Annotated in this window: 25 protein-coding genes; 9 read left to right on the top strand and 16 right to left on the bottom strand. The window is 65.2% G+C overall.

What is annotated here, in order from left to right:
• Positions 1 to 191: 191 nt before the first annotated feature.
• From GPA27_RS05940 to GPA27_RS05950, 3 genes are all read left to right on the top strand, one after another.
• Complete coding sequence (locus tag GPA27_RS05940) at positions 192 to 1,172, top strand: LysR substrate-binding domain-containing protein (protein ID WP_169138539.1); 981 nt, start codon at positions 192 to 194, stop codon at positions 1,170 to 1,172.
• A 506-nt stretch (positions 1,173 to 1,678) separates the two neighbouring features.
• Positions 1,679 to 2,872: a putative porin gene (locus GPA27_RS05945; protein WP_169138541.1), complete on the top strand. Its 1,194-nt coding sequence runs from the start codon at positions 1,679 to 1,681 to the stop codon at positions 2,870 to 2,872.
• Positions 2,873 to 3,330: 458 nt separating this feature from the next.
• Positions 3,331 to 4,380 carry a GlxA family transcriptional regulator gene (locus tag GPA27_RS05950; protein ID WP_246260961.1) on the top strand — a complete coding sequence of 350 codons (1,050 nt, stop codon included), beginning with the start codon at positions 3,331 to 3,333 and terminating at the stop codon, positions 4,378 to 4,380.
• A 487-nt stretch (positions 4,381 to 4,867) separates the two neighbouring features.
• Here GPA27_RS05950 and GPA27_RS05955 read toward each other — a convergent pair whose 3' ends face one another.
• From GPA27_RS05955 to GPA27_RS05975, 5 genes are all read right to left on the bottom strand, one after another.
• Positions 4,868 to 5,158 (bottom strand): membrane dipeptidase, encoded by a 291-nt coding sequence (locus GPA27_RS05955; RefSeq protein ID WP_256222815.1) that lies wholly within the window; start codon positions 5,156 to 5,158, stop codon positions 4,868 to 4,870.
• A 457-nt stretch (positions 5,159 to 5,615) separates the two neighbouring features.
• Positions 5,616 to 6,122, bottom strand: coding sequence for a type II toxin-antitoxin system YhaV family toxin (locus GPA27_RS05960; RefSeq protein WP_169138547.1), 507 nt, complete (start codon positions 6,120 to 6,122; stop codon positions 5,616 to 5,618).
• Positions 6,119 to 6,826 (bottom strand): type II toxin-antitoxin system PrlF family antitoxin, encoded by a 708-nt coding sequence (locus GPA27_RS05965; RefSeq protein ID WP_246260962.1) that lies wholly within the window; start codon positions 6,824 to 6,826, stop codon positions 6,119 to 6,121. Before GPA27_RS05965 ends, GPA27_RS05960 begins: the two co-directional genes overlap by 4 nt.
• Before the next feature lie 28 nt (positions 6,827 to 6,854).
• Positions 6,855 to 7,433, bottom strand: coding sequence for an NnrU family protein (locus tag GPA27_RS05970; RefSeq protein WP_169138549.1), 579 nt, complete (start codon positions 7,431 to 7,433; stop codon positions 6,855 to 6,857).
• Complete coding sequence (locus GPA27_RS05975; protein ID WP_246260963.1) at positions 7,430 to 8,068, bottom strand: MOSC domain-containing protein; 639 nt, start codon at positions 8,066 to 8,068, stop codon at positions 7,430 to 7,432. The genes GPA27_RS05970 and GPA27_RS05975 overlap by 4 nt, the downstream gene beginning before the upstream one ends.
• Before the next feature lie 37 nt (positions 8,069 to 8,105).
• Between GPA27_RS05975 and GPA27_RS05980 the strand changes: the two genes are divergently transcribed.
• Positions 8,106 to 8,393: a DUF504 domain-containing protein gene (locus GPA27_RS05980; protein WP_169138550.1), complete on the top strand. Its 288-nt coding sequence runs from the start codon at positions 8,106 to 8,108 to the stop codon at positions 8,391 to 8,393.
• A 927-nt stretch (positions 8,394 to 9,320) separates the two neighbouring features.
• On the opposite strand, the gene GPA27_RS05985 is transcribed toward GPA27_RS05980, so the two are convergent.
• From GPA27_RS05985 to GPA27_RS05995, 3 genes are read right to left on the bottom strand one after another with little or no spacing between them, the layout of a single operon-like run.
• Positions 9,321 to 10,661: a M20 family metallopeptidase gene (locus GPA27_RS05985; RefSeq protein ID WP_169138551.1), complete on the bottom strand. Its 1,341-nt coding sequence runs from the start codon at positions 10,659 to 10,661 to the stop codon at positions 9,321 to 9,323.
• A gap of 11 nt (positions 10,662 to 10,672) precedes the next feature.
• Positions 10,673 to 11,971, bottom strand: coding sequence for an amidase (locus GPA27_RS05990; protein WP_169138552.1), 1,299 nt, complete (start codon positions 11,969 to 11,971; stop codon positions 10,673 to 10,675).
• 60 nt (positions 11,972 to 12,031) lie between these two features.
• The gene (locus tag GPA27_RS05995; RefSeq protein ID WP_169138553.1) at positions 12,032 to 12,883 is read right to left on the bottom strand and encodes an alpha/beta fold hydrolase; all 852 of its coding nucleotides are present in this window, start codon (positions 12,881 to 12,883) and stop codon (positions 12,032 to 12,034) included.
• Between the two features lie 203 nt (positions 12,884 to 13,086).
• On the opposite strand from GPA27_RS05995, the gene dmpE reads away from it, so the two are divergent.
• Genes dmpE through GPA27_RS06020 form a run of 5 tightly spaced genes read left to right on the top strand, consistent with a single transcriptional unit; the run spans position 13,087 to position 16,851 of the window.
• Complete coding sequence (gene dmpE, locus GPA27_RS06000; protein WP_169138554.1) at positions 13,087 to 13,869, top strand: 2-oxopent-4-enoate hydratase; 783 nt, start codon at positions 13,087 to 13,089, stop codon at positions 13,867 to 13,869.
• 28 nt (positions 13,870 to 13,897) lie between these two features.
• Positions 13,898 to 14,827 carry an acetaldehyde dehydrogenase (acetylating) gene (locus GPA27_RS06005; protein WP_269469645.1) on the top strand — a complete coding sequence of 310 codons (930 nt, stop codon included), beginning with the start codon at positions 13,898 to 13,900 and terminating at the stop codon, positions 14,825 to 14,827.
• Between the two features lie 10 nt (positions 14,828 to 14,837).
• Positions 14,838 to 15,869 carry a 4-hydroxy-2-oxovalerate aldolase gene (dmpG, locus tag GPA27_RS06010; protein WP_169138556.1) on the top strand — a complete coding sequence of 344 codons (1,032 nt, stop codon included), beginning with the start codon at positions 14,838 to 14,840 and terminating at the stop codon, positions 15,867 to 15,869.
• Entirely contained in the window at positions 15,866 to 16,630 is a 765-nt protein-coding gene (locus GPA27_RS06015) for an SDR family NAD(P)-dependent oxidoreductase (protein ID WP_169138558.1), read from the top strand. Before dmpG ends, GPA27_RS06015 begins: the two co-directional genes overlap by 4 nt.
• An 11-nt stretch (positions 16,631 to 16,641) precedes the next feature.
• Positions 16,642 to 16,851: a hypothetical protein gene (locus GPA27_RS06020; protein WP_246260964.1), complete on the top strand. Its 210-nt coding sequence runs from the start codon at positions 16,642 to 16,644 to the stop codon at positions 16,849 to 16,851.
• A gap of 192 nt (positions 16,852 to 17,043) precedes the next feature.
• Here the strand turns inward: GPA27_RS06020 and vapC are convergent, their stop codons facing one another.
• The 8 genes from vapC to GPA27_RS06060 all read right to left on the bottom strand — a co-directional run bounded on the left by vapC (position 17,044) and on the right by GPA27_RS06060 (position 24,439).
• Positions 17,044 to 17,445, bottom strand: a complete 402-nt coding sequence (gene vapC, locus GPA27_RS06025) for a type II toxin-antitoxin system VapC family toxin (RefSeq protein ID WP_169138560.1) — start codon at positions 17,443 to 17,445, stop codon at positions 17,044 to 17,046.
• Complete coding sequence (locus tag GPA27_RS06030) at positions 17,442 to 17,636, bottom strand: type II toxin-antitoxin system VapB family antitoxin (RefSeq protein ID WP_169138562.1); 195 nt, start codon at positions 17,634 to 17,636, stop codon at positions 17,442 to 17,444. The genes vapC and GPA27_RS06030 overlap by 4 nt, the downstream gene beginning before the upstream one ends.
• A gap of 83 nt (positions 17,637 to 17,719) precedes the next feature.
• Positions 17,720 to 18,169, bottom strand: a complete 450-nt coding sequence (locus GPA27_RS06035; RefSeq protein WP_169138564.1) for a GlcG/HbpS family heme-binding protein — start codon at positions 18,167 to 18,169, stop codon at positions 17,720 to 17,722.
• The gene (locus GPA27_RS06040) at positions 18,166 to 19,683 is read right to left on the bottom strand and encodes a malonate--CoA ligase (protein WP_169138566.1); all 1,518 of its coding nucleotides are present in this window, start codon (positions 19,681 to 19,683) and stop codon (positions 18,166 to 18,168) included. Before GPA27_RS06040 ends, GPA27_RS06035 begins: the two co-directional genes overlap by 4 nt.
• A 23-nt stretch (positions 19,684 to 19,706) precedes the next feature.
• Positions 19,707 to 20,657 (bottom strand): NADP-dependent oxidoreductase, encoded by a 951-nt coding sequence (locus GPA27_RS06045; protein WP_169138568.1) that lies wholly within the window; start codon positions 20,655 to 20,657, stop codon positions 19,707 to 19,709.
• 26 nt (positions 20,658 to 20,683) lie between these two features.
• On the bottom strand, positions 20,684 to 21,442 hold the full coding sequence (locus GPA27_RS06050) for a maleate cis-trans isomerase family protein (RefSeq protein ID WP_269469644.1): 759 nt from the start codon (positions 21,440 to 21,442) through the stop codon (positions 20,684 to 20,686).
• 112 nt (positions 21,443 to 21,554) lie between these two features.
• Positions 21,555 to 22,820, bottom strand: a complete 1,266-nt coding sequence (locus GPA27_RS06055) for a DUF1329 domain-containing protein (protein WP_169138570.1) — start codon at positions 22,818 to 22,820, stop codon at positions 21,555 to 21,557.
• A gap of 23 nt (positions 22,821 to 22,843) precedes the next feature.
• Positions 22,844 to 24,439, bottom strand: a complete 1,596-nt coding sequence (locus tag GPA27_RS06060; RefSeq protein WP_169138572.1) for a DUF1302 family protein — start codon at positions 24,437 to 24,439, stop codon at positions 22,844 to 22,846.
• Positions 24,440 to 24,501 lie beyond the last annotated feature (62 nt).

Here is a 24,501-nt window from a genome sequence, read left to right on the forward strand (position 1 = left end):
TCCTGTGGGGGTCGGCCTACCCTGTCTTCGCCAGTTCTCGCGCATTCAGCGAACGAGGTCTGATGGCTTGCCGGGCGTTCCGATTGCGTCAAATCGGGGCTTGCTGCTTGTTTTTGTGTTGATCCCAGTCTAGGTTTGCGCACCCCTAGGCACAATCGACTTTTTCTGGAAAAAACTGATAACCTTGAGTTATGAGTAAGCCCGCCGACCCCGACCAGACGCTGCTCAAGATGCCTTCACTGCGGGCAGTGAAGTGCTTCGTCGCTGCCGCGCGCTACCAGAGCTTCACGCGCGCAGCGGAAACCTTGTGCGTGACGCAGGCCGCGGTCAGCCGCCAGATTCGTGAGCTCGAGGACCATCTCGGCACAGCCCTGTTCAAGCGCGTCGGGCGTTCTGTCGAACTGACCACTGCGGGCTCGCTCTTTTTCGACGCTGCGCAACTGTCGTTCATCAACATCGCGCAGGCTGCCGACCGCATTCGGGATGATCACGGCCAAGCCGCCCGGCCCCGGCGCAGCCTGACCCTGTGTTGCTCGCCGGCATTCTCGGCACTCTGGATGGCGCACCGCCTCCCGAGCTTCTTCAGCGCGAACCCGGACACGGACCTCAACCTGGTCACGACCCAGAACTTCCTCTCGATGGAGCCGGGCATCCATCCGGATATATTCATCACGAAGATGTCACGGGTACGGCCCGGCTATATCAGCGTGCCCCTGTTCCACGACCGGATCTACCCCGTGTGCACCCCGCGCTATCTCGAGGCACATCCGGAAATCCGTAGCCTGGAGGGGCTGCGGAATGGCCTATTGTTGAATTTGAGCCCCTACGGGCGCTCCCAGGTCGCCGAGCACGTGGATTGGGGTATCTGGCTGGCCATTCATCATCTGGACATCGAGGACCGTCTGCGCCGGGGCCCGCACTATTTCAACGCCAACGATTACAACCTCCTGGTGCAGATGGTGCTGAACGACCAAGGTGTCGCGCTCGGATGGGACCACCTGGTCGGACCGCTGGTCGAACGCGGATTGCTGGTGAGGCCCGTCGAAGAGGAAGTGGTGCTCGAAGAGACTCACCATTACCTGTCGTACCGCGAGGACAAGGCGGACGACTGCGCGATGATCCGGTTCCGTGACTGGTTCCTGGATCAGTGCGGGATCCAGTCCAACACCTGAGTCCCTCCCTGCAGTCGGCGACCATTCGCTGACATCGGCGCTATCGGGCAGCAGCAAGCATGCTGCCTCGATCCGACCCCATTCCCTACTCCGGACCGGTTCCCACATGGCTCGATTTGCAGGCCAGGACGGCTCACGTCCAAAAACGGACATTTAAGGTCCCCTGCACCACATTCTCCCCCGCTGCCAAATCCTAAGATTGGCCCTAATTACCCGCCAAAAGAGCGGGATATCCGCGGGTTGCTGCATTCAGCTGTGCACGCATCAGAAAAGGGAGGAGACAAGGTCATCGAAAAGCCGACCCACCTAAATCGTCACGTCGATTTCACTGCAAATCGCGTTTTGCCGGACACCCCGCGGCCGAGCGCCCTGTTCCGTCGGAAGTCCTGACCGGACTGCCCCGGCGCCGTGCCCCTCGAGTTCACGCGCGGGGGATGCACTCCCCGCGCAGCATCGATCACACCTGCAATTCAGCACCCCGCACCAAAACACAAGGAGACAACAATATGAGCAACTCACCGATCCGCAAGCCGGCACTGCCCGCCGCACTTGTGGGGCTCTTGATCGCATTGGGCAATGGTCACGCACAGGCCGCCGAAGGCGACGGCGAACTCAAGATCGGCGGTGCGCTACGCGCGCGCTATGATTACTCGTTCGACAATGATCCCAATATCAGCAAGCTGAGCTTCGATACCTTCCGGATCGACGTCAATTATGATTCGTCGACCCTCTTTGGCTCGGCCCAGTACCGCTTCTACGGCGGAGCCCATCCGTACGACTACACCGACCAGATCGGCCGCATCAACTTCCCGTCCTGGGCCTGGCTGGGCTACAAGGTCGGCCAGGATACCCGTCTCGTCGCCGGTATCAACCAGGTGCCCTTCGGCCTGCTGCCCTATGTCAGCAGCACGTTCTACCAGAGCTTGGTCAACGCCATCGGCCTGGAAGACGTCCACAACCTCGGCGCCAAGGTCCAGCAGAAGTTCGGCCCGCTCGACGTGCAAGTCGGCTTCTACCCCAAGGACGGCGGCGACTGGACAGGCACTTCGCGTGACGGGAATCGCTACTCGGTCAACGTCGTGAAAGCCGACAGCTACGTGACGGGCGGCAGCGACAACAAGGAGCGCAACCTGTTCGTCGGCCGCGTGGCCTACAAGCTCGAGCATGGCAAGGATGCAAGCTCGGAACTGGGCGTCTCCGCATTGCGCTCGACCCTGCACAACGAAGACACCGACGACGACGGTACCCGCAAGGCCTACGCCGTGCACTATGGCGGCAAGTTCGGGGCGCTCGGCGTCCTCGCCGAGCTCGGCCGCCAGAACATGTCGCCGCGCAACCCGTCGGCCGTGGGCAACGACACCGTGACCTTCGGTGCCTACGACGGCTCCTTCAACGTGGCGTCGAAATCCAGGTTCTACTCCGCTGAGGTGAACTACGCCCTGCCCTGGACCTTCGGACCGGTCAGCAACATCACGCCTTACCTGAATTACAGCGTCGTCACGAAGGACAAGTCGGGCTACAAGGACTCGCAGCGCATCATCGCCGGCGCCCACTTCAGTGCCGGCCCCCTGTTCATCTACACCGAGATGCGATGGGGCCGCAACGATCCCTACACCGGCGACTACGTCAGTGGAGCCGCGGCCGGCGGCGAGGACAAGTGGAAGAAGGCGTTCTACGCCAATATCGGCTACTACTTCTGATTCTCGCCTGGTTTTCCGGCGCACCTCACACGCCGGCTGGATCTTGAGTTCGCCCCGGGGCCGACAAGGTACCGGGGCGATTATTTTCCTGCGTCCATGACGCAAGGCCTGCCGATGATCGCCGCATTGAAGAGTTGGGGCCGTGCGCATTGCTCGACGCGCCTCGCGTCCACCGCTACGAACGGGTCGGGTCCGCTTCCCGATCGTCGGTGTATGCTCCTGAAGGTGGTACGCGGAAGGGCAAGCCCCCCCACCCCGACACCGACGGCTGCGAAGCGATCGTGTCCCGGTGCGACAAGGGGGTCCGAGGCCCGCGCCGAAAATGCCCCCACGCTCTCGTTCGCACCTCCGGGCGGGGCCGGCATCTCGTGGATCTCCTGTATATTCGCCCCGGTTCGCGAGCCAGGGCTCTTCCGCAGTCGAGCGCCGAAATCTGGAGACGATAAATGGGGGACAAATTGCGGCAGGCCCCGCGCAGCTTCGACAGCCGTATGCGGCACAGCAACCAGGCCTATCTTCAGGGGCAGTCGTCCCATGACGAGCATCCGCCGATCTGCCGACGCATCGGCTTCGTGCTGCTCGAACACTTTTCGATGATGGCCTTCACGGGGGCAGTTGACGCGATCGTCACTGCCAACCTGATCAGCCGCAGACCGCTCTACCGATTCGAAACCTACAGCCTGGAAGGCGCCACGGTACGCAGCGACCTCGGCATCAACATTTCTGTGGATGATGAACTGGTCGCGCTGGACACGAAGGATCTCGACATATTGATCATCTGCGGCGGGTTCCGCTCCAACCTCGAACCGCAGCGCCCCGTCGTCGCCAAGCTGCGTGAGGCGGCACGGCGCCAGGTGATATTGGGCAGCCTTTGGAACGGCAGCTACCTGCTCGCGCACGCCGGCCTGCTGGACGGCTATACATGTACCGTGCATCCAGATAGCCGCGACGGCCTCGAGGAGCTTTGCCCTCAGGTCAGGCTCCTGCCCCACCCGTTCGTCATCGACCGCGACCGCATCTCGTCCGCGGGCGCCAACAGTGCGCTCGGAATGATGCTCGCGGTGATCCGGCATCACCACGGTGACGAAACGGTGCGCGGCATCGAGGAGATCCTCGCCTGCGACCGGACGCTGGACGATCTTCCCGACAGTCCGATGCCGACCCTGGTGGACGATCCCACGTTCCCCGACGCGCTTCAAACGATACTGCAGTTGATGAAGAGCAATATCGAGGAGCCCTTGAGCATCGAGGACCTCGCACGTCGCGCGCGCGTTTCCCGGCGCCGGATCGATCGCCTTTTCCAGCGCCACCTGAACACGACACCCTCGCGCTATTACCTCGAAGCCCGACTTACCCGCGCGCGCCGCCTGCTCCAGCAGACCAACGAGCCCATCACCAGCATTGCGATCGCCTGCGGCTTCAGTAGCGCGCCCCATTTCAGCCGGTGTTACCGGGAGTTCTTTGGGGTGTCGCCGTCACAGGTCAGTGCAAGACATCGTCGCAACTGACTGAGCCCTGCCTCCCCGAGCCCACTTTGGGACAATGGTGAGCACTCGAGAGCGCTCTGTCATAGGTCCCACCTTGATAATTTCCATCGGCACAAGCATGGGCGTTGACGCAGTCCACCATCTGGGCGAACGTTGAGCGCACGTCCGCGATGCGTGGGGCTATTGACCTGGAAGCGTCCCGGTCCAGTAGGTCGCTCGGAGCTGAACGGCCCGTCAAGGCCGACAGCCAGACTTCGCCCGCTCGGCGTCGCTCGCCCGGTGCGGCAGGAACCTCGTCGCAATCGCGTTCGCCCCCGAGTGCTCAGGCGGAGTTGGTGTCGGACCCGGGAAAACAGAGCGTCGTACCTGAGAGGTCAGGCGTCAGGGGTCGTTCGTTTGATGCGATGCACCCCAGCTTTGGGGAGGTCCGGGAAGTCACAATACGTCTTGGTCAGCCCGCTTCGTCGGCGAGTCAGTCCATCGCCCCGGTTAACGAACCGGCAAACATTTAGCACAGGCGCCCCTGCGCTTGAGACTGAGCGAGCACGAAGGCCGAGCGCTCAAGAACGAGGTCGTCCGAACCCTGAGTGAAATTGGTGCCGATGCCCACGCAATCTTCACCGACCGCATTGATCGTGTCGTCGATCGCCTCCTCGCAATCCATCACGTTCGCGTGGATGTCCCTCCGCAGGAAGGGCGGGAACATGGTCACGCCGAGGAAGCCGCCGCGATCGGCGACGAAGCGCAACTCCTCGTCGCTCATGTTGCGGGGCGCTCCCTGGGCCCGTCGGGCAGGCAGTGGGAGTAGCGCACCGACCTAGCGGACGCCAGGATCGCTCGGCTGACCACGTGACTGCAAAGAACGAAAAGGCTCGCTGCGGCGCGACAGCGCGGGGAAATCTGCGACGCGGGAATCCAGTGCTCTTACCTGGAAAAACAACCACTTCCCGCATCGCAAGTTACAACTTTGTAATGACGAACAATTCTAAAAGTTCGCCAAGTCTTTGATTTTTTGGCGACATACCGGGATCGAACCGGTGACAACTGGAGCCACAATCACCAGCCGTTTTGTTTTAAATCAGTAGGTTAAGTCATTTTCTGATCTACAAAACCCTGCCAACTACCCCCTTGAAAGCCGCATCAGGGCTGAAGTCCCAACCGTATTGTAGAACGATTTCAGCTAATGACATTGACTCAATCTTGCCGCCAGTCGATGCTGATAGTCCTTGCGCATGACAGCACTGTTCAACGCAGCCCTACGGCTCGGCACCTTCAGCAAACCGCTGCAGGCGTTGCCCCTCAGTGCGCGCCTCCGCCACCAACTGGCTCCAGTCGTCCGGAGGGTGGCCGCTGTCTAGCATCTTGCGGAACACGCGGTAGGCATCGTCGCTGCTCTCGTAGGCGCGCCTGGAGTCCTCGTCGTTAACCCACGCGAACACGATCATCTTGCTCGGCGCGTGATAGCGGAAGAACAGTCGGTACTGCTGAAAGAACTTGGCCCGGAACCAGTGCTTGTGCTCGTCGCCGAGGGTATTGCCTTGTCGATATTCGGGCCGTGTCGGGTCTTGCGGGATGACATCGAACGCCAACCGAGTGATCGCCGCCAGTCGCTTGGTGGCGTTCTTCTTCATGTAGCCGAGGGGGTCCTTTTGCTTGAATACCTCGACCTGCTGGGCCAAGGCTTCAAGTTGTGCCAGGAACAGCGGATGTGCGAAAACCGTCCAGCCGTGAATGACCAACGGTGCAGGCTTGCCCACGCTCATTCATCGTCTGCCGACAGGGCGGCATCAAGATCGACCTCGATGCCGCCCGTCAGCGATTGGAGGCGCCGCACGAAGCTCGCATCGATGGTCTGCAGGCGCTCCGGATGGCTGGCGATGTCGTGGGCCAGGAAGTTCAAGAACTGGCCGAGCACTGGGTCATCCCCGTCCACGTTCTCGGCACGTGTCAACACGACCTCACCCCCGGGTCGGATCGTGTAGTGGATCTTGTCTCGCTTGCCCAGACGAAGGGCCCGGCGCACGGTTTCCGGCACCGTGGTTTGGTAGCGATCCGTCAGCGTGGATTCGACTTCCAGGATGGCGGGCATGGTGACTCTCCGGTCAACGAGGTGAATGTCCAGCATGGTAATGCAAACATCCACCCGTGGCAATGCACTTGAATTGTCTATGCGCAACCTCCTCCTGAAGCTGTCTTGCTCGTCGGGTCCGGTCCAGAAACAGCATCGGGTCGATCCCAGGCGCGCGCGCCGCTCGTGCCCCAGGCGGGAACGCGTTCCCTTCGGCAATGCGCTGTTCACAGTGCCGATGTCGGTGTGGCGGGCGAAATTGTCGGCAAATTGACTGCACCCCGGCGCAGCGTCAATCGAGCGCGACGACCTGCATGAGTGAAGGCCCGCCCAGACGATCGGGACGACCTCATCATCGGCGCTGACCTGCGTCGCCGCCCGCCGGACACCCTCGCCCATAGTCGCGTGACTCCCGTCAGCCGGCCCCTCACCCGAATGGCACCACCCCGAACAACACCCCGTGCAAGTGGCGCGCAAACACGAACCACACCCCCGCCCCGATCCCAACCGCCACCGCATCCCAAACCAGCGCACCTTCCCCCCGCACCACCCGCTGCGCCCGGTCGCGCCGGCGCGCGGCGAAGAAGCTCGCGATCGCCCACACCAGGAAGCAGCCGAACAACAGGAGGTCGGCGAGGGTGCCGTTGGCGAGCAGGTGCGCGAGCGCCCACAGCTGCACGCCGAGCACCATCGGATGGCCGAGCTTCGCCCGCAGTCGCGTGCCGGGCACGTAGGCGGAGGCGATCAGGACGAAGGCGGGCAGCGTCAGCACCGCGGCCAGGTGCCGCGTCCACAGCGGCGGCGCCCACAGCACGAGCGGGGCGAGCGGCGCCGCGCTGTAGCCCCACACAATCAGGCCGAGGCCGATCGCGGAGGCAAGCGAGTAGGCCAGCTTCCACTTCGCCAGGCCGTAGTGGGCGATGTACTGGGCGCGGTTGTCCTCGGCGAAGATGCGCGCCGAATGGGTGCTGAAGAACAGCAGCAGTCCGAGGATCAGGGCGGTCATGCGGGGTTCTCCGGGCGGATTGTGAGGGGCGCGTCGGCGCCGGGCGCCGCGGCCGCACGCGGCGCCGCTTCGCAGACGACCGCGGCGCCGATGCGCAGCACGCCGCCAATAAGGACGCGCGCGGCGACGCCGCCGTGGCCGCGCATCGCGTTGTAGCCGCCGGGGTCGAGCACGTCCTCCATACGCGAGCAGGGCTCGCAGACGCCGGTGAGCTCGAGCACGACCTCGGCGCCAATGCGCAGCACCAGCGGCTGGTCGCGGAACAGGGTGCGCGCGGCGAGCAGGTTCAGGCCGGAGACCACCAGGTTGCGCCGCAGCAGCGCCGGATCGACCTCGTCGCGGCCCGCCAGCGCCGCGATCGCCGCCAGATGCTCGGCCTGGATCAGGCTCAGCTGGCGCTTGCCGCCGCCACGGCCGGTGGCGGCGCAGTGATCCCCGGCAAGCCCGCGGCCGGCCAGCGCGCGCGCCTCGCCCACCGGCTGCGCCGCGGCCCGTCGCTCCGGGCGCAACAGGATCGCCTCGAGCCGGCCGGCGTGGGCGAAGCGGCGCGTCAGCGTGCGCAGGTCAACAGGCTCGGCAGCGGAACGGGCAGGCGGCATGGCGGTCAGTACGGATGAAACACGGGGACGCATCATCCTACCGCGCCTGCCGTCCCCCGCCCCAGCGCACGCCATGATTCCGATCCACGCACTGCTCGCCCGCATCCGTTGGGACCCCGCCTTCGGCCGCGGCGAGTTCGTCATCGGCTATTACGACCGCGTCACCCGGCGCATCGTCCGCGTGCCGCTGCGCCGGCTGACGTTCCCGGATCACGACCACTTCGCCTGCACCCTGGTCGATGACGAAGGCGAGATCCGTCAGCTGCCTTTGCACCGCATCCGCGAAGTGCTCAAGTACGGCCGTCTCATCTGGCAGCGCGACGGCCCGCCCGGCGAAGCCCCGCACCGCCACCGGACCTGAATTTTGCTCGGCCGCCAACCCAGAGTGGACTGGACGCGCGCGGCGGTTGTTTTGAGGGCGCAATGCGATCGTGGACGAAGTCGATCGAGAATCCCTCCAGCCGGCAGCCCGGCGTTGCCGAGGAGGTAGCCGGAGACGCGACCGGCGGCGGCGGAGCTACTGCGCCGGTAGGAAAGGCCGGACTCGCCTGGGTCGCCCATGCCCAATTCGAAACGATCCACCCTTTCCGCAACGGCACGACCACACCGAACGCCTGCTGATCCCGCTGATGCTCGCCGCAGAGGGATTTCCGCCTCGGGGTGTGTCCGGTCCGCTGTACCGCAAAGCGGCACGACTACTTCGATGCCCTGCTGGAAGTGCAGTTGCGCACGCGGTAGGACGACGTTTTAATCGCCCACGAGGCAATCGCCGTTCTCGATCTTGCGTTACGCACAATCCAGTGCGGAACCCTTTAAAAACAATCGGGCCCGCTCATTGGCGGGCCCGGTTTTGTAGATCGTTCTACAACCACTTTGGATACTTCGATTCGCTAACCACTTGATTTTATGGGGCGACATACCGGGATCGAACCGGTGACAACTGGAGCCACAATCCCCATCAGTTTTCTTATAAATCAGTCACTTGAGCGTGTTTTTAATCTACAATCTCCCCTCATCTGTGGCCTCGGAAGCCGCGTCAGCGCTCATGGCGCCACAATTTTGTAGAACGGTTTCGGCGCCATCTTGCACGCGCTGAACAGATTCCCAAGTAGGCGCTTTCGAACCCGAATCGCGCACCCGACAAATCATTCTAGACGCACAGCGCGCGATCGCAACCGATGCTCACCGTTCCACGTCGTGACGGAAGCGAGTGACAGCTTTGTGCCCAACCGAAGGGACTCGGCGCGCGCGTTGAGGATCCGAGAGCGAGCGCGCCGGCACGGTCGCATTACAGGCTAGTGAGCCCGACTTCCCGACGGCTGCGAGTGCAGGTGTCGATGATCGAGTAGATCACCGCCTTGATCGGATCGATCAGGTCGGTGATATGGCTCACGCCCATGCCGCCGAGGCCATCGGAAAACTCCTCGGGCATGTCCTTGTCGCCGATCCACGGATAGCCGACCCGCACCAGCGGCAGTCCGAGCTTGCAGATGGCCGCGGCATCGGTCTGGCCCGAAAGCTTGGGCGCACCCGGATAGGGCTGGCCGCCGTGGGTTTCGCTCCACGCGCGCTGCGCACTCTGCACGACCCAGTTCGACGGGTCGGTGCGGGAACCCGGCACGGCCGCGGTCATCTCCCACTCGGCGTCGATCTCGGGGTAACGGGCGATGATCGCGCGCATCGCGGCGCCGAACTCGGCCTCCACCGACGCGGTGCTTTGCTGCGGATTGGTGCGCATGTCGAGGTAGATCTCGGTCGCCGCCGCGGGGAAGGCCGGGCGCTCGGGCCAGCCGGCGCGCACGCTGGCGATCCAGCCTTCCGGGGCGATCTGGTCGGAGGTGTGCCGCCGCGTGTATTCAGGCAGCCATTGCTCCAGTTCGAGGATCAGCCGCGCGGCCGGGACGATCGAGCTGCGGAAGCCGGGCGTTCCGCGCGGGATGCCCGAGTAGCCGAGCGAGCCCTTGACGGTGACCTTGAACCAGCACATCCCCGGATGCTCGTAATACACCTCGTTCCACGGCTTCAGGATGATGCCGAAGTCGGCCGTCACGCCGTTCATCATCATGTGTGAGACGCCGCTCGACAGCCCGTAGTGGTTGCGCTCCGGCACCACGACCGGCATGCCGCCGCCGGCAAAGGCCAGGATCAGGTCGCCCGTCAGCGGGATGCCCGCTTCGCATACCGCATTGACCGCCTCCGTTAGCGCCGCGACCATGCCTTTCGGATTGGACGCGCCGAGCCCGATTACGGTCTCGCCACGAGCCTGCGCGCGCGGTTTCATGTCGTCGCGCAGCGCCGGCCCGACCCAGGGCAGGTCGTGTTCCGGGTCGGCCTCGATGTGCGTGTCGATCGGCGCATATAGCATCAGCGCGGGACCGCTACCGTCGCCGCGGAGACGGCCGATCGCGTTGCCGGTCTGCGGATTGACCGGCTGGTAGGTGGCCTTGAGCCCCATGCGCTCCATGTGGGCGGCCATGAATTCGCTCGCCGCGCGTTCGGCGCCGGTCGGGCTGTGGATGTCCACCAGTTGCATGTTGAGCTGCTTGAGGCGGGCCGCGTCGATCCGTGCGCAGGCCGCTTCGTACCAGGCGCGCTGTTGCGCGTCGAGTTCCTTGTGCTGGGTTGCCATGGTTCTTCCTTTCAGTCGACGAAGGTCCATTCGGCCGAGCGCTCGGCCATCCACCACGCGATTTCGATCAGCCGGTCGTCGTCCCCGTGGCGGCCGACGACCTGCACGCCGAGCGGCAAGCGGTGATCGCCCAAGCCGACCGGATAGGTGAGGCACGGGACGTGGAGGTAGGTCCAGATGCGGCTGAAGAGCGGGTCGCCGGTCGCATGCAGCCCGGCCGGCGCCTCGCCGATCGACGACGGCACCAGCAGCACGTCGACGCTCCGCATCAGGTCGGCCAGTTGCGCGCGGCAGCGGATGGCCAGTGCCTGCGCCTCGGTGATCGCCGCCTCGCCGCACGCCCTGCCCCGTTCGAGCAGCTCGCGCAGCTCGGGGCTCAGCAGCGCGCCCTGCTCCCGCCACTCGCGGTCCAGATGGTGCGCGCCTTCCGCCATGAAGATCAGCGTCTGCGCGTCGATCAGCGACTCGAAGTCTGCCGGCAGTTCGATCTCGACAAGTTCCGCGCCCGCGCTCGCCAAACGTTCGACCGTACGCTCGTAGGCCAGCTGCATGTCCGCGTCGCCCTTCGGCCACATAGGCGTACGGCACACGCCAATGCGCGGCACCAACGCGGCCGGTGCGGTGACCGCGCGTACCGAGCGCCGCGCCAGCACCTGCCGCGACAGCGAAAGATCCTCGAAGTCGCGTGCGAACACGCCAAGCGTGTCGAGGGACGGCGCCAGCGCGTGCAGGCCGCCGTAGTCGAAGTCGTCGAAGGTCGGCTTGTAGCCGAGAATGCCGTTGAAGCTCGCCGGCCGGATGATAGATCCGGCCGTCTGCGTGCCGAGCGACAACGGCGTATGGAAGTCCGCCACGGCGGCAGCCGATCCGCTCGACGAGCCGCCCGGCGTGTGCGCCGGGTTATGGGGATTCGCGGTCTTGCCGGGGTGATAGGTCGCGAACTCCGCGGTCACCGTCTTGCCGAGGATCACAGCCCCGGCCGCGCGCAGCTGCGCCACAGACGGCGCATCGTGCCCCGGCTGATGGCCGGCGTAGATCGGCGAGCCGTAGCCGGTGGGCATATCGGCGGTGTCGATGATGTCCTTCAGGCCTACCGGCACGCCATGCAGCGGGCCCGCCGGCGAACGCCGGTCTGCCGCCCGTGCCTGGGCCAAGGCAGCGTCGGGATCGTGGTGGATCCAGGCGCCGACAACCGGCTCGCGCTCGGCGATGCGGAACAGCAGCGCCTCAGTGTAGCGGACCGAAGTAAGGTTTCCGTTTGCAATGCGGCGCGCCGCCTCCGACGCGCTGATCCTGATCAGATTGTCCATCTGCTTCACTCTCCGTGAGGTCGCGGCGCTGCGGCGCGGGGGCCGCAACGCGCCGCCGGCTTATTTGGCGAGGAAGTCCAGGACGACGCGGTCGTGCTCTTCGGGGCGCTCCCACTGGGGCCAGTGCGCCGCATCCTTGACGATATGCACGACCGAGTTCTGGATGACCTCGTGCATCGCAAACGCCGCTTCGGGGCCGGCGATCGGGTTCTTCTCCGTCCACAACAGCAGCGTCGGGGCCTTGATGCGCGCGAGGTCGTCGAGCTTGTAGAGGAAGTGCTCGCATTCGGGTGCGAACAGGCGCTCGTAGTAGCCGGTCAGCGATTCGCGCGTCGCGGCGTCCGACCACAGCTTCACGCGCAGGTCGATCAGCTCCTCGGTCACGCCACCGAGCGGCATCAGCCATTCGAGGCGCTTGCGGATCAGCTCGCGGCTCGGGTTGCGCAGCGCATTGAGCGAGGTCTCGCGCAGCGCGCTCAGATCCTCCGCCTTGTCGCTGCCGAGATTCATGCCCCACGCGGTGTTCAGGATCAGCTTTTCGACGCGGTCGGGATGGTGGATGCCGAGGTCCATGACGATCCAGCCGCCGAGCGATTCGCCCTCGAAGCTCGCCTTCTCGATGCCCAGGTGATCCATCAGGTCGAGGATCTGGCCGGTGAACTGCTTGAGCCAGTTGCCCGACTGGAAGGCCGGCTTGGACGACATGCCGTGCCAGATGAAGTCGGGCGCGATCACGCGGTTACGGGTGGCGAGGCGCGTCATGTTGCGCGCGTAGGTCTCGGCGTGTCCGCCGCCGCCATGGAACGCGAACAGCGCCGGGCCGGAACCGGCCTCGATGCAGCGGGTACGGTGTTTGCCCGTATCGTGGAAGCGGGTCTCGGTGCCCAGCAGGTCGATGTGGATCGTGCTCATAAAGCCCTCTTTGTCTCTGTCGGTTTTGTCTGCGGGACGGGGCTTCGTCGAGGCCTTGCCGCCCACTTTGCGTCGAGCCTTCGCCCGATTCGCGATTCAAGTTTCGCGTGTGTTTGCTTTAAAGTCAATTGACTTTTACACTAACTTCAACGTAAAACAACAACACAAACCAAAGACGTACCCACCACAGAGAGAGACCTCACATGCGACAGGAAGACATCGAACGACTGGGTGACGGGCTGTACGCCGCGCTGAACAAGGGCGAAGTGCTGGCTCCGCTCACCGACAGCCACCCCGACATGAGCATCGAAGACGCCTACCAGATCCAGCAGCGCATGCTCGCACGGCGGATCGAGGCCGGCAGCCGGGTCGTCGGCAAAAAGATCGGCGTGACCAGCAAGGCCGTCATGAACATGCTCGACGTGCACCAGCCCGACTTCGGCTGGCTGCTCGACAGCATGGTGTATGGCGAGGGCGAGACCATCCCGATGAGCAGCCTGATCCAGCCCAAGGCCGAAGGCGAGATCGCCTTCGTGCTGAAGCGCGACCTCAAGGGGCCGGGCATCACCGCCGCCGACGTGCTGGCCGCGACCGAAGGCGTGATGGCCTGCTTCGAGATCGTCGACAGCCGCATCCGCGACTGGAAGATCAAGATCCAGGACACCGTCGCCGACAACGCCTCCTGCGGCGCGCTAGTCCTCGGTTCGCGTCTGGTCGATCCGCGCAGCATCGACCTCGTGACCTGCGGCATGGTGCTCGAGAAGAACGGCGAGGTCGCCGTGACCGGCGCCGGCGCAGCGACGATGGCCTCGCCCGTCAATGCCGTCGTGTGGCTCGCGAACACCCTCGGCCGGCTCGACATCCCGCTGAAGGCCGGCGAAATCATCCTCTCCGGCGCGCTCGGGGCCATGGTCCCCGTGAAGGCCGGCGACAACCTGCGCCTGACGATCGCCGGCATCGGCGGCTGCTCGGTGCGCTTCGCGTGAATCTCCCGCCCCAATAGAGAAGGAATTCATCATGAAAAAAATCAGATGCGCCCTGATCGGCCCCGGCAACATCGGCACCGACCTGCTGGCGAAGCTGCTGCGCAGCCCCGTGCTCGAACCCGTGTGGATGGTCGGCATCGATCCCGCGTCCGACGGCTTGGTCCGCGCGCGCGAACTCGGACTCAAGACCACTGCCGACGGCGTCGACGGCCTGCTGCCGCACGTCCAAGCCGACGGCATCCAGATCGCGTTCGATGCGACCAGCGCCTACGTGCATGCCGAGAACAGCCGCAAGCTCAATGAACTCGGCGTGCTGATGATCGACCTCACGCCCGCGGCGATCGGCCCCTACTGCGTGCCGCCGGTGAACCTCAAGGCGCATCTGGGCCGCGGCGAGATGAACGTGAACATGGTCACCTGCGGCGGCCAGGCGACGATCCCGATGGTCGCGGCGGTGTCGCGCGTGCAACCGGTCGCCTACGGCGAGATCGTCGCGACCGTCTCCTCGCGCTCGGTCGGTCCCGGCACGCGCAAGAACATCGACGAATTCACGCGCACCACCGCGGCTGCGGTCGAACAAGTCGGGGGCGCGGCGAAGGGCAAGGCGATCATCATCATCAACCCCGCCGAGCCCCCGCTCATCATGCGCGACACCGTACATTGCCTCACCGAATCCGAGCCCGACCAGGCAGCGATCACCGCCTCGATCCACGCGATGATCGAAGAAGTGCAGAGGTACGTGCCCGGCTATCGCCTCGTGAACGGCCCAGTCTTCGACGGCAATCGGGTGTCGGTCTTCCTGGAAGTGGAAGGCCTCGGCGACTACCTGCCGAAGTACGCCGGCAACCTCGACATCATGACGGCCGCGGCCGCCCGCACTGCCGAGATGTTCGCCGAGGAAATCCTCAAGGGAGCGCTCGTACTCGCCCCCCTTACCCCCGAAACCGTCACCGCCTGAGGAGACCGCCATGGAACTGCGCGGCAAAACGATCACCGTCCACGACATGACGCTCCGTGACGGCATGCACCCGAAGCGCCACCTGATGACACTCGAACAGATGAAGACCATCGCCTGCGGGCTCGACGCGGCAGGGGTGCCGCTGATCGAAGTAACGCACGGCGACGGGCTCGGCGGCAGCTCGGTCAACTACGGCTTCCCGGCCCACACCGACGAGGAATACCTCGGCGCCGTGATTCCGCTGATGCAGCGGGCGAAAGTCTCGGCGCTGCTGCTGCCGGGCATCGGCACCGTCGATCACCTGAAGCGGGCGCACGAGCTCGGCGTCTCGACGATCCGCGTCGCGACCCACTGCACCGAGGCGGACGTCTCGGAGCAGCATATCGGCATGGCCCGGAAACTGGGCATGGACACCGTCGGCTTCCTGATGATGAGCCACATGAACAGCCCCGAGGGCTTGGTGAAGCAGGCGAAGCTGATGGAAGGCTACGGCGCGAACTGCATCTACATCACCGACTCCGCGGGGCACCTGCTCCCCGACACGGTGAAGGCCCGCGTTGCCGCGGTGCGCGAGGCACTGAAACCCGAGACGGAACTTGGCTTCCACGGCCACCACAACCTCGCGATGGGGGTCGCGAACTCGATCGCGGCAATCGAAGCGGGCGCCACCCGCATCGACGCGGCCGCCGCCGGGCTGGGGGCGGGCGCGGGCAACACGCCAATGGAGGTGCTCGTCGCGGTGTGCGACCTGATGGGGATCGCGACCGGCGTCGACGTGTTCGCGATCCAGGACGTCGCCGAAGACCTCGTCGTGCCGATCATGGACTTCCCGATCCGCATCGACCGCGACGCGCTGACCCTCGGCTACGCGGGCGTCTACGGCTCCTTCCTCCTCTTCGCCAAGCGCGCGGAGAAGAAGTACGGCGTGCCGGCGCGCGAGATCCTCGTCGAAATGGGCCGCCGCGGCATGGTCGGCGGGCAGGAGGACATGATCGAGGATACGGCCATCACCCTGGCCAAGAAACTCGGGGTCGCCGCATGAGCGGGCCGGATGCCGTGAGCCTGCGCGACAAGGTCATCATCGTCACCGGCGGTGGCAGCGGCATGGGACGCGACGCCTGCCTGGCGCTCGCCCGGGCAGGCGCCCGGGTGGTGCTCGGCAACCGCCGCGAGGTGGAAGGCGAAGCGGTCGTAAAGGCCATCGCCGCCGCCGGCGGCACCGCCCTCTTTCGCGCGACCGATGTCTCCCGGCCCGCCGACTGCGCCGCCCTGGTCGCTCTCGCCACCGACCGCTTCGGCCGTCTCGACGGCGCCTTCAACAACGCGGGCCTGCAACGGGAATTCAACGACATCGACGCCACGCCGGACGAAGACATCTCCGACGTCATCGACATCAACCTGAAGGGCGTGCTGTACATGATGAAGTACGAGGCCGCCGCGATGCTGGCGAGCGGCGGCGGAAGCATCGTGAACAACAGTTCGATCTTCGGCCTCAAGGCGATGCCGCGGCTCGCCAATTACGTCGCGGCCAAGCACGGCATCGTCGGCGCCACCCGCGCCGCCGCCCTCGACTACGCGGACCGGGGCATCCGCGTGAACGCCGTCTGCCCGGGACCGATCAAGACGCCCAGCTACGACCGCGTCACCGGCGGCGATGACGAGATGTACTCCGGCGGCGTGCCCATGCACCGCATCGGCGCCCCCGGCGAAGTCAGCGCCGCGGTGCTGTGGCTGCTGTCGGATGCGGCGTCCTACGTGACCGGCGCCGCCCTGCCGGTCGACGGCGGCATGGCAGCGGCCTGAGGAGAACCCGCATGAAAAAACGCATCAAGATGATCTTCCCGGTCCCGATGAGCGAGGCCACGCGCCCGCTCGTCGAGTCGCAGTTGCCCCTGGGCATCCAGCGCCCGGACATCGACGTCGCCTTCGTCGGCGCCGGCAGCGCGATGACGCTCGCCGACACCTACATGGCAGGGGCTCTCCATCCAACTTCTCACAGCGCATTGATCTACTTGAAAGGCTGAAGCTGTTGAACGATGCCAACCGGTTGCATGCTGTTCGGAAATTGCGAAACACTTGCGCTCACGAACCTTCAAGCTTCGTAAGGTGGGGAGAATTCGAGGAATGCTATTCCCATGCGAAGGCGGAGTTATCCCACCTTGGAATCATCGCTTAGCAAATCCTCGTCAAGAGGGTGCCACCTCTCACGTCCAGCGTTACGCTTCGGTGAGGACAGATCGGAGGCCCAAGTGCTGAACAAAGGAATCGAAGTCTCTGTCGCTGTACAGCAATTCCAGTCCACTTTCTATGCAGCGGGTCGCAATCACGGTATCGATCGTTTTCCGCACGGTCACTCCCAGCGCTCGTAGCGAACGAAAGTTCCTGGCCGCTTGAATGGCAATTTCTTGCCCTCCCAAGTCAATGACGACCAGCGAAGTCATGAGCGCCCTGGCTTGATTGAAGTCGCGCTCATTCGTGAAGCCCTGCAGCACCTCGGTCAGGATCAAGTCCCCTGTTGCAACCGGTTCTACCCCGAGCAACGAGTCCAGCTTGTCCGTCTGTGGGGTAACGGTTCCCCGGAAGTAGTCGATCCAGACACTGGAATCGACCAAAATCACTTGTCCGTCCTCATCGCGTCAAGATCTCCCTGCCAGTCGAGCTTGCCGCGAAACCGGCGAATCTCTTCCTGCTGCCGAAGGCGAAGGAGCGTCCGAAGGCCAAGCTCTACCGCTTCGCGCTTGGTTTTCAAACCTGTTGCGCGAAGAGTCTCGTCCATGAGCTTGTCGTCAATGACGATGTTGGTACGCATGATGCGTATCCATTCGATGTCTTATACACATCGTAGTTTTTGGGGGCGGCCATTGCAACCGCCCCTTGTTCTCGCACACAGGTTTAGGCGCCGACCACTGCCCGACGCCCCGCCAGCGCACACCGCTCGTCCTCCTCTTCGCTAGCACCAGACACGCCGATCGCCCCAATGACCTGGCCGTCCACTTCGATCGGCACGCCGCCGCCGAACACGACGAGGCGCGGGCGCAGCACGATGCCGCGCTGCACCGGCTCGGAAAAGCCCGCCAGCACTTCCCCCCATTGTGCCGTCGGAAAGCGGAAGCTCGCCGCGGTGTAGGCCTTGTCCATTGCGACGTCGATCGAATGCAGCGACGCGTCGGGCATGCGCAGGAAGGCCGTCAGGACGCCGCTGCGGTCGACGACGGCGACATTCACGGCTACGCCCAGCCGTTCGGCTTCCTCGATCGCGGCCACGGCGGCCTGTTGGGCCGCGTGGCGGGTGATGGTGAGGCAGGCGAGCGCGGCTGCGGCGGGTGCGTAGTCCGCGCTCATGCGGCGAGGTCCGAGAACCGTTCGCGCAGCAGGTTCTTCTGGACCTTGCCCATCGCGTTGCGCGGCAGTTCGTCGAGGAAGAACACGCGCTTGGGCACCTTGAAGTTGGCCAGTTCGCCCTTGAGCGTGCCGATCACGTCGGCCTCGTGCAGCGCCGCGCCCGACTCCCTGACGATCACCGCGGCGACGGCCTCGCCGAAGTCGCGGTGCGGCAGCCCGATCACCGCGGATTCCTTGACCCCCGCGATGTCGTCGATGAAGGATTCGATCTCCTTCGGGTAGACGTTGTAGCCGCCGGTGATGATGAGGTCCTTCGAGCGTCCGACGAGGACGACGTAGCCCTGTCCGTCGATCTTGCCGAGATCGCCGGTGCGGAAGAATCCGTCGTGGGTGAATTCCTCACGCGTCTTTCCCGGCATCCGCCAGTAGCCGGGGAAGACGTTGGGGCCGCGCACCTGCACGTGGCCGATTTCGCCGGTCGACAGGGTCCGCCCTGCGTCGTCGGCGATGCGCAGGTTCACGCCGGGCAGCGGGAAGCCCACGGTCCCCGCCCGGCGGACGGCGTCGAGGGGATTGGAGGTCAGCATCACGGTCTCGGTCATGCCGTAGCGCTCGAGGATCGCGTGCCCGGTGCGTTCCTCGAACTCGCGGTGGGTCTCGGCGAGGAGCGGCGCCGAGCCGGAGATAAAGAGGCGCATCGCCGGGATCGTGCCGCGGTCGAATTCGGGCTGTTCGAGCAGGCGGGTGTAGAAGGTGGGCACGCCCATGAAGACGGTCGCGCGCGGCAGCAGCTTCATCGCGGTGTCGACGTCGAAGCGCGGGAGCCACAGCATCGGGCTGCCGTTGAGCAGTGCGCAGTGGCAGGCGACGAACAGGCCGTGCGCGTGGAAGATCGGCAGCGCGTGGAGCAGCACGTCGCTCCGCCGGAAGCCCCAGTAGGCGACCAGCGTGCGGGCGTTCGACGCGAGGTTGTCGTGGGTCAGCATCGCGCCCTTGGAGCGGCCGGTGGTGCCCGAGGTGTAGAGGATCGCGGCGAGGTCGTCGGCCGCGCGCGGCACGGTCGCGAAGTCTTCGGGCTGGTTGCGCGCGGCCTCGGCGAGGCTGCCGTCGCCGGCTTCGCCGAGGGTCAGCACGTGCGCGACGCCCGCTTCCGACGCGAGCGCCCGCATCGCCGCTTCGGAGGCGGGACGGCAGACCACGAGGCTGGGCTGGGCGTCGCCGAGGAAGTAGGCGAGTTCGGCACGCTGATAGGCGGTGTTGAGCGGCACGAAGACGACGCCCGCGCGCAGGCAGGCGAGGTACAGGAAAAGCGCTTCGGGGGATTTTTCGACCTGCACGACGACGCGGTCGCCGGCGCGGAGGCCGAGGCTCGTGATCACGCCGGCGAAGCGTGCGCTGGCGCGGTCGACGTCGCTGAAGCTGTAGCGGCAGGCGTCCGCGGTTTCGAGGGCGAGGGCCGCCGGGTCGGCCGGGAAGCCTCGCTTGAGGGTGAGGTATAGGTTCTCGTTCTTCATCTGTTCCTCTCCGTGGGTTCGGGTTACGGTGCCACTTCGAGTACGAGCTTGCCGCGCACGGCACTGCGCTGGCTGCGGCCCAGCGCTTCGGCGACCGCCTCCAGCGGCATCGCCTCAATCTGCGGCAATTGGAGCTGGCCGCGCTCGCACAGTTCTGCGAGTTGCTCGAGATGGCCGCGGTTCGCCTTCGCAACGATGCGCTCGGCTCGCACGCCGCGCTCATCGGCCCGCCGCACATCGGGCTCTCCCGTGATCGTGACGACGCGCCCGCCGCTGCGCACGCGTTCGAGGGCAGCGGACAAGGCCTCGCCGCCGATGCAGTCGAAGATCAGGTCCGGCTGTTCGCCGCCCAACGCGTCGGCATCGAACAGGGACAGATTGCCGAGGACGCGGTCGGCACCGAGCGCCGTCAGGTAGGCCTCGCTGCCGGGTCGCGAATAGGCGAGCACGCGCGCGCCCTGCAGGCGGGCGATCTGCACCGCCAGCGAGCCCACACCGCCGGCGGCACCGACGATCGCGACTGTCTCGCCCGCCTTCAGCCCGCCGGCCTCGATCAAAGCCTGACGTGCGGTCAGGAAAGGCAGCGGCAGCGAAGCTGCGGCCTTCAGCGACAGCCCGTCAGGCACGGGAACCAGCAAGTCCTCCGGCACGCAGATGTATTCCGCGTAGGTGCCACGCTCGACCGGCGTGCCGTACTGGCGGCAATAGCCCATCACACGCCGGCCGGGTTGCAGGCGCGAGACGCCCGGGCCGACGCGGTCAACGACGCCGGAGGCATCCCAGCCGAGGGTCAGCGGAAAGCGGTGAGGGAACACCGCCTGCATGGCGCCCTGGCAGATCTTCCAGTCGACGGGATTGACGCCCGCATAGGCGATGCGCACGCGGACTTCGCCCGGTCCCGGTTCGGGCGTCGCGACCTCGCTCACGACGACTTCCGCGGCGGGACGGAAACTTTCGATGCAAACGGCTCTCATGACTCGTTCTCCATTGCGTGGGCGCATCACGGCAGGCGCCCCGACAGCAGGTATCCGGCATCCGGGACGCGCTTTTCGAGCCCCAGCGTGTCGAGCATGCGGTAGGTCGTGCAGACGGCCGCCGATACGACTGGCAGCCCGAGTTCCTTTTCGACGACCGGAATCGCCGCCAGCGAAGGCATCTGCACGCACGCGGACAGCACCACGGCTTCGGCGGTCGCCGTGTTCAGCGAGCGGGCGATGTCGACCAGCGCCATCGGGTCGCGGGCGCCCACTTCGAGGTTGTCGGGGATGCCGAGCGAGATCGAATGGACGATCGAGATGCCTTCGGATTCGAGGTAGTCGAGCACGAGGTCGGTCAACGGCTGCATGTAGGGCGTGATCACCGAGACGCGCCGCGCGCCCATGACCTTCAGGCCCTCGACCAGCGCGCCGGCGCTGCTCACCACTGGGGCCGGGTGGCCGTTGTCGCGTGTGACCTGGTGCAGCCGCGCTTCGGACGTCCGGTGGTAGCCGCGCCCCTGGCTCATGATCGCGACGAGGCAGGCGTAGCCGAGCACGTCGACGGCGGCATCCGACAGTTCGGCGGCGCAGCGGTCGGACTCGCGGTCCATCTGCGCCAGCTCCTCGCGCGACACGTGCTTCATGCGCATGCGGCTGGAATGGAAGGTGAAACGCTCGGGGAGGATCCGTTCCCGTGCGGCGAGCATGCGCGGGATCTCGGTCTCCATGGTCGTATTCGAGCTCGGCACGATCTGGCCGATTCGGAAATTCGTCTTTCTCATGTCGGGGGAAGCCATGGTTTGGGCGGCGCCCCGCCATGCGGGGAGCGCCCGGTTATTGTTCGCCGGCCGCCCCGGGGCGTCGCCCGGGACGGCCGGAATCGACGGAGACCGCTCAGCGGCCCGCAGCCTGCAGCGTCTGCAGCGAGAAGTCCTTCGCGCTCGCGCCGGCGATGTTGGTCCGCCACGTCGCCGCATCGATCAGCGAGACGGTCGCGTGGTTGCGCTGGAAGTCGATCACCGCGCCGCCGGTCGTGCGCACGTCGCGGAAGCCGTCCTCGGCCTTGCCGACGTAGGAGTGGAACTCCATGAACTTCCAGAACTCGCCCTTGCGGTTGTAGGTCTCGCCGTAATAGATCCGCGGGTACTTGGTATCCACGTAAAGGATCTTCTTGCTGTACGGATGCTCGGACGGCGTCGTCGCCTCGATCACGTAGACCTCGCGCGGCTCGAAGCGGTCGTTGTTCATGTTCCAGTACGGCGGCTTGTTCTCGAGGACCGGATATTTCTCCTCGAACGTCGTGCCGCTGCGGTTCCACAGCGGGGTCTTGCCGTTGGCCACCGCCAGCACCCAGCGCTTGCCGAGCATCTTGTAGCCCGGATACCAGCAAGGCCGCGCGTTGAAGATCTCGAGGTCGTCCTGCAGCTGGTCCGACGAGCCCACCGGGTCCATCCACGCACCGCCGGACAGCCGGCGAACCCGCCGCACCGCCGGGATGTAGGCCCACACGTCGTTGAACTTCGGCGAGTCGTACTGCACCGTGTAGGTGCCGAGCCCCTTCATGTCGGCCGGCGACTTGAAGTAGAGCAGCTGGCGTCCGCGCTCGCTGCCGTCGCCCTCGACCGCCTCGCCCGCGAGCCGCCCCTTCATCGCATAGCGCGTGAATTCGGCGACCGGCTCGGCATGGACGCCCTTCGCGCCGTCGATCAGGACCTGCGTGTAGTAGGGCACGATGGCCACGTCACCGGTCAGCTGGCCGAGGTGCCAGTTCCAGATCACCTTCTCGGCGGCCTGGGGATCGTTCATGTCGATGTTCGGGAAGGGCGCGCCGGCGCCCCAGCTGTCGACCTGGCAGGTCTCGGCGTTGATCTTGGTCTTGCCGGCGTTGGCCTGCGAGGCCTTGACCCAGCTCGGGTCGAGGGGGATTTCCTTCGACTTGTGGAGCGGCAGCTTCCAGCCGTTGTTCTTGATCCGCCACTCCATCTTCTCGGTCAGCAGGCTGGCGACGGTCTTGCCTTCGAAAGTGTCGTTGCGGATCTGCTCGAGGTTCTCCGCCGAAACCACGGTGCCTTCGGGAAGTTCGGCCGCGCCGACATCGAAAGCGAGTCCCGCGAGGGCGACGGACAGCGAAAGCGCGAGGGCCTTGGGTTGGATGTTCATGGTTGTCTCCGGTGCGGGGGTCGTCAGAAGAGGTAGGTCAGGCTGGTGTAGAGCTGGTCGCGCTTGTGGAAGTAGCCGAACAGGCCGGTCTCGTCACAGCTCGCGGCGTTGGGGAAGGTGCACTTTCTGCCGTCCCGCCACTCGTCGGACCAGAACTTGTCGTACTCGACCTTCCACTTCCAGTTCTTGCTCAGTTCCATGGTCACCGACGGCACGGCGAACCCGCCGCCGTAGGTCAGATCGCGGCCGACCACGAGTTCGGGACGGATCCGGCCGTTGTCGTAGCTCAGGCTGAAGATGCCCGTCAGCAGGAAGGAGTGCTCGCGCGTGCGTGCGCCCCAGCCGACCGAGTTCAGCAGCCGCTCGTTGCGGTCATAGTCCTGGATCCATTTGTCGAAGAGCTGCACCGAGAAGAACATCGGCTTCTCGGTGCCCAGCCATTGCTGAGTCGCCGCGATGTTCTTGTCCATGCGCATCATCCAGGCCAGCACGTCCTTGCGCTTGATACCGTCGAAGCCCGGCGCGACCGCCTGCGAGATCAGCGTCGGCACGTGCGCCAGGAGCTGGTAGGGGGCGTCCTTGATGTAGGCGATCTCGGTGCTGAACACCGCATCGGCCCGGTCGGAATAGCCGCTCGCGGTGAAGCCGAAGACATCGACAATCGGATAGATGATGTCGCCCGCGAGGCCCTTGGTGTCGGCGCGCCCGACCGTCTTCGCCCCCGACGGCACGCCGGGCAGCCCGAACAGCTTGAGCGTGCTCGACGCGTTGAGGATCGGGTTCGGCCAGAAGGTGTTCAGGTAGGACAGCGAGTAGTTCACGTCCCCGGCCACCCCGCTCCAGCGCACGCCCCCGGTCACCTTGCGGTAGTTGCCTTCGCTGTTCTTGAAATCGTAGGGGTCGATGTTGCGGAAATCGACCCCTGCATAGGGCTGGCCGGACCAGCGGCCGCCGTAGATGTCCAGTTCGGTGCCGATGTCCTTGGAGCCGTCCCAGCCCGGCCGGACCAGAACCTCGAGCCCGCCGTCGAGCTCGGGCACATCGACGTTGATCTTCGCCATGATGTTCGGCTTGCGCAGCTCTTCGTTGGCCGGCTCGAGGAAGGAGCGCCACGTATAGTTGAAGCCGTGCACCAAGTCATTCGCGGCAAAGAAGTCGGTTTCGCCCCACGCCACCTGCTGCTTGCCGAAACGCACCTTGGTCCGCTCGCCGACGGGGAAATCGACGTACAGCTCGCGGATCTCCTCATCGTTGTAGAGGTCCATGATGTCGCCGCGGGCGCCCGACTGGAAATTGTTGGCGCCCATCTTCTCGAGGTGATTCAGGAAGCCGGTCTTGAACTCCCTGACCACGCGGAATTTCCCGACCACGGTCACGTCGTCGGTTGCGCGCCACTCGGTGTTGACCCGGGCCGTCGTGCGGGCCATCGACAGCTTGCGGCGGTCGTCGTAGCCCGGCGTATCCACCCAGTTGAGGGTGTTCCACGACAGCTCCTCGCGCAGGTAGCCATCGACTTTGAAGCTGCTCTCCTCCGCGCGGACTGCCGGCGCGATCGCCGCCAATGCCGCGCTGATCGCAAGCACCCGGCAGGGTGCACTGGAACGCTTGCCGCTTTTCATACCGACTCCTTCTCTGGTGGGTTGTGACGTTCTTTCTTGTTTTGAATACGACGTTGGGTTGA

Origin of the sequence: Aromatoleum toluolicum (assembly GCF_012911005.2) — a bacterium.
Lineage (GTDB): Bacteria > Pseudomonadota > Gammaproteobacteria > Burkholderiales > Rhodocyclaceae > Aromatoleum > Aromatoleum toluolicum.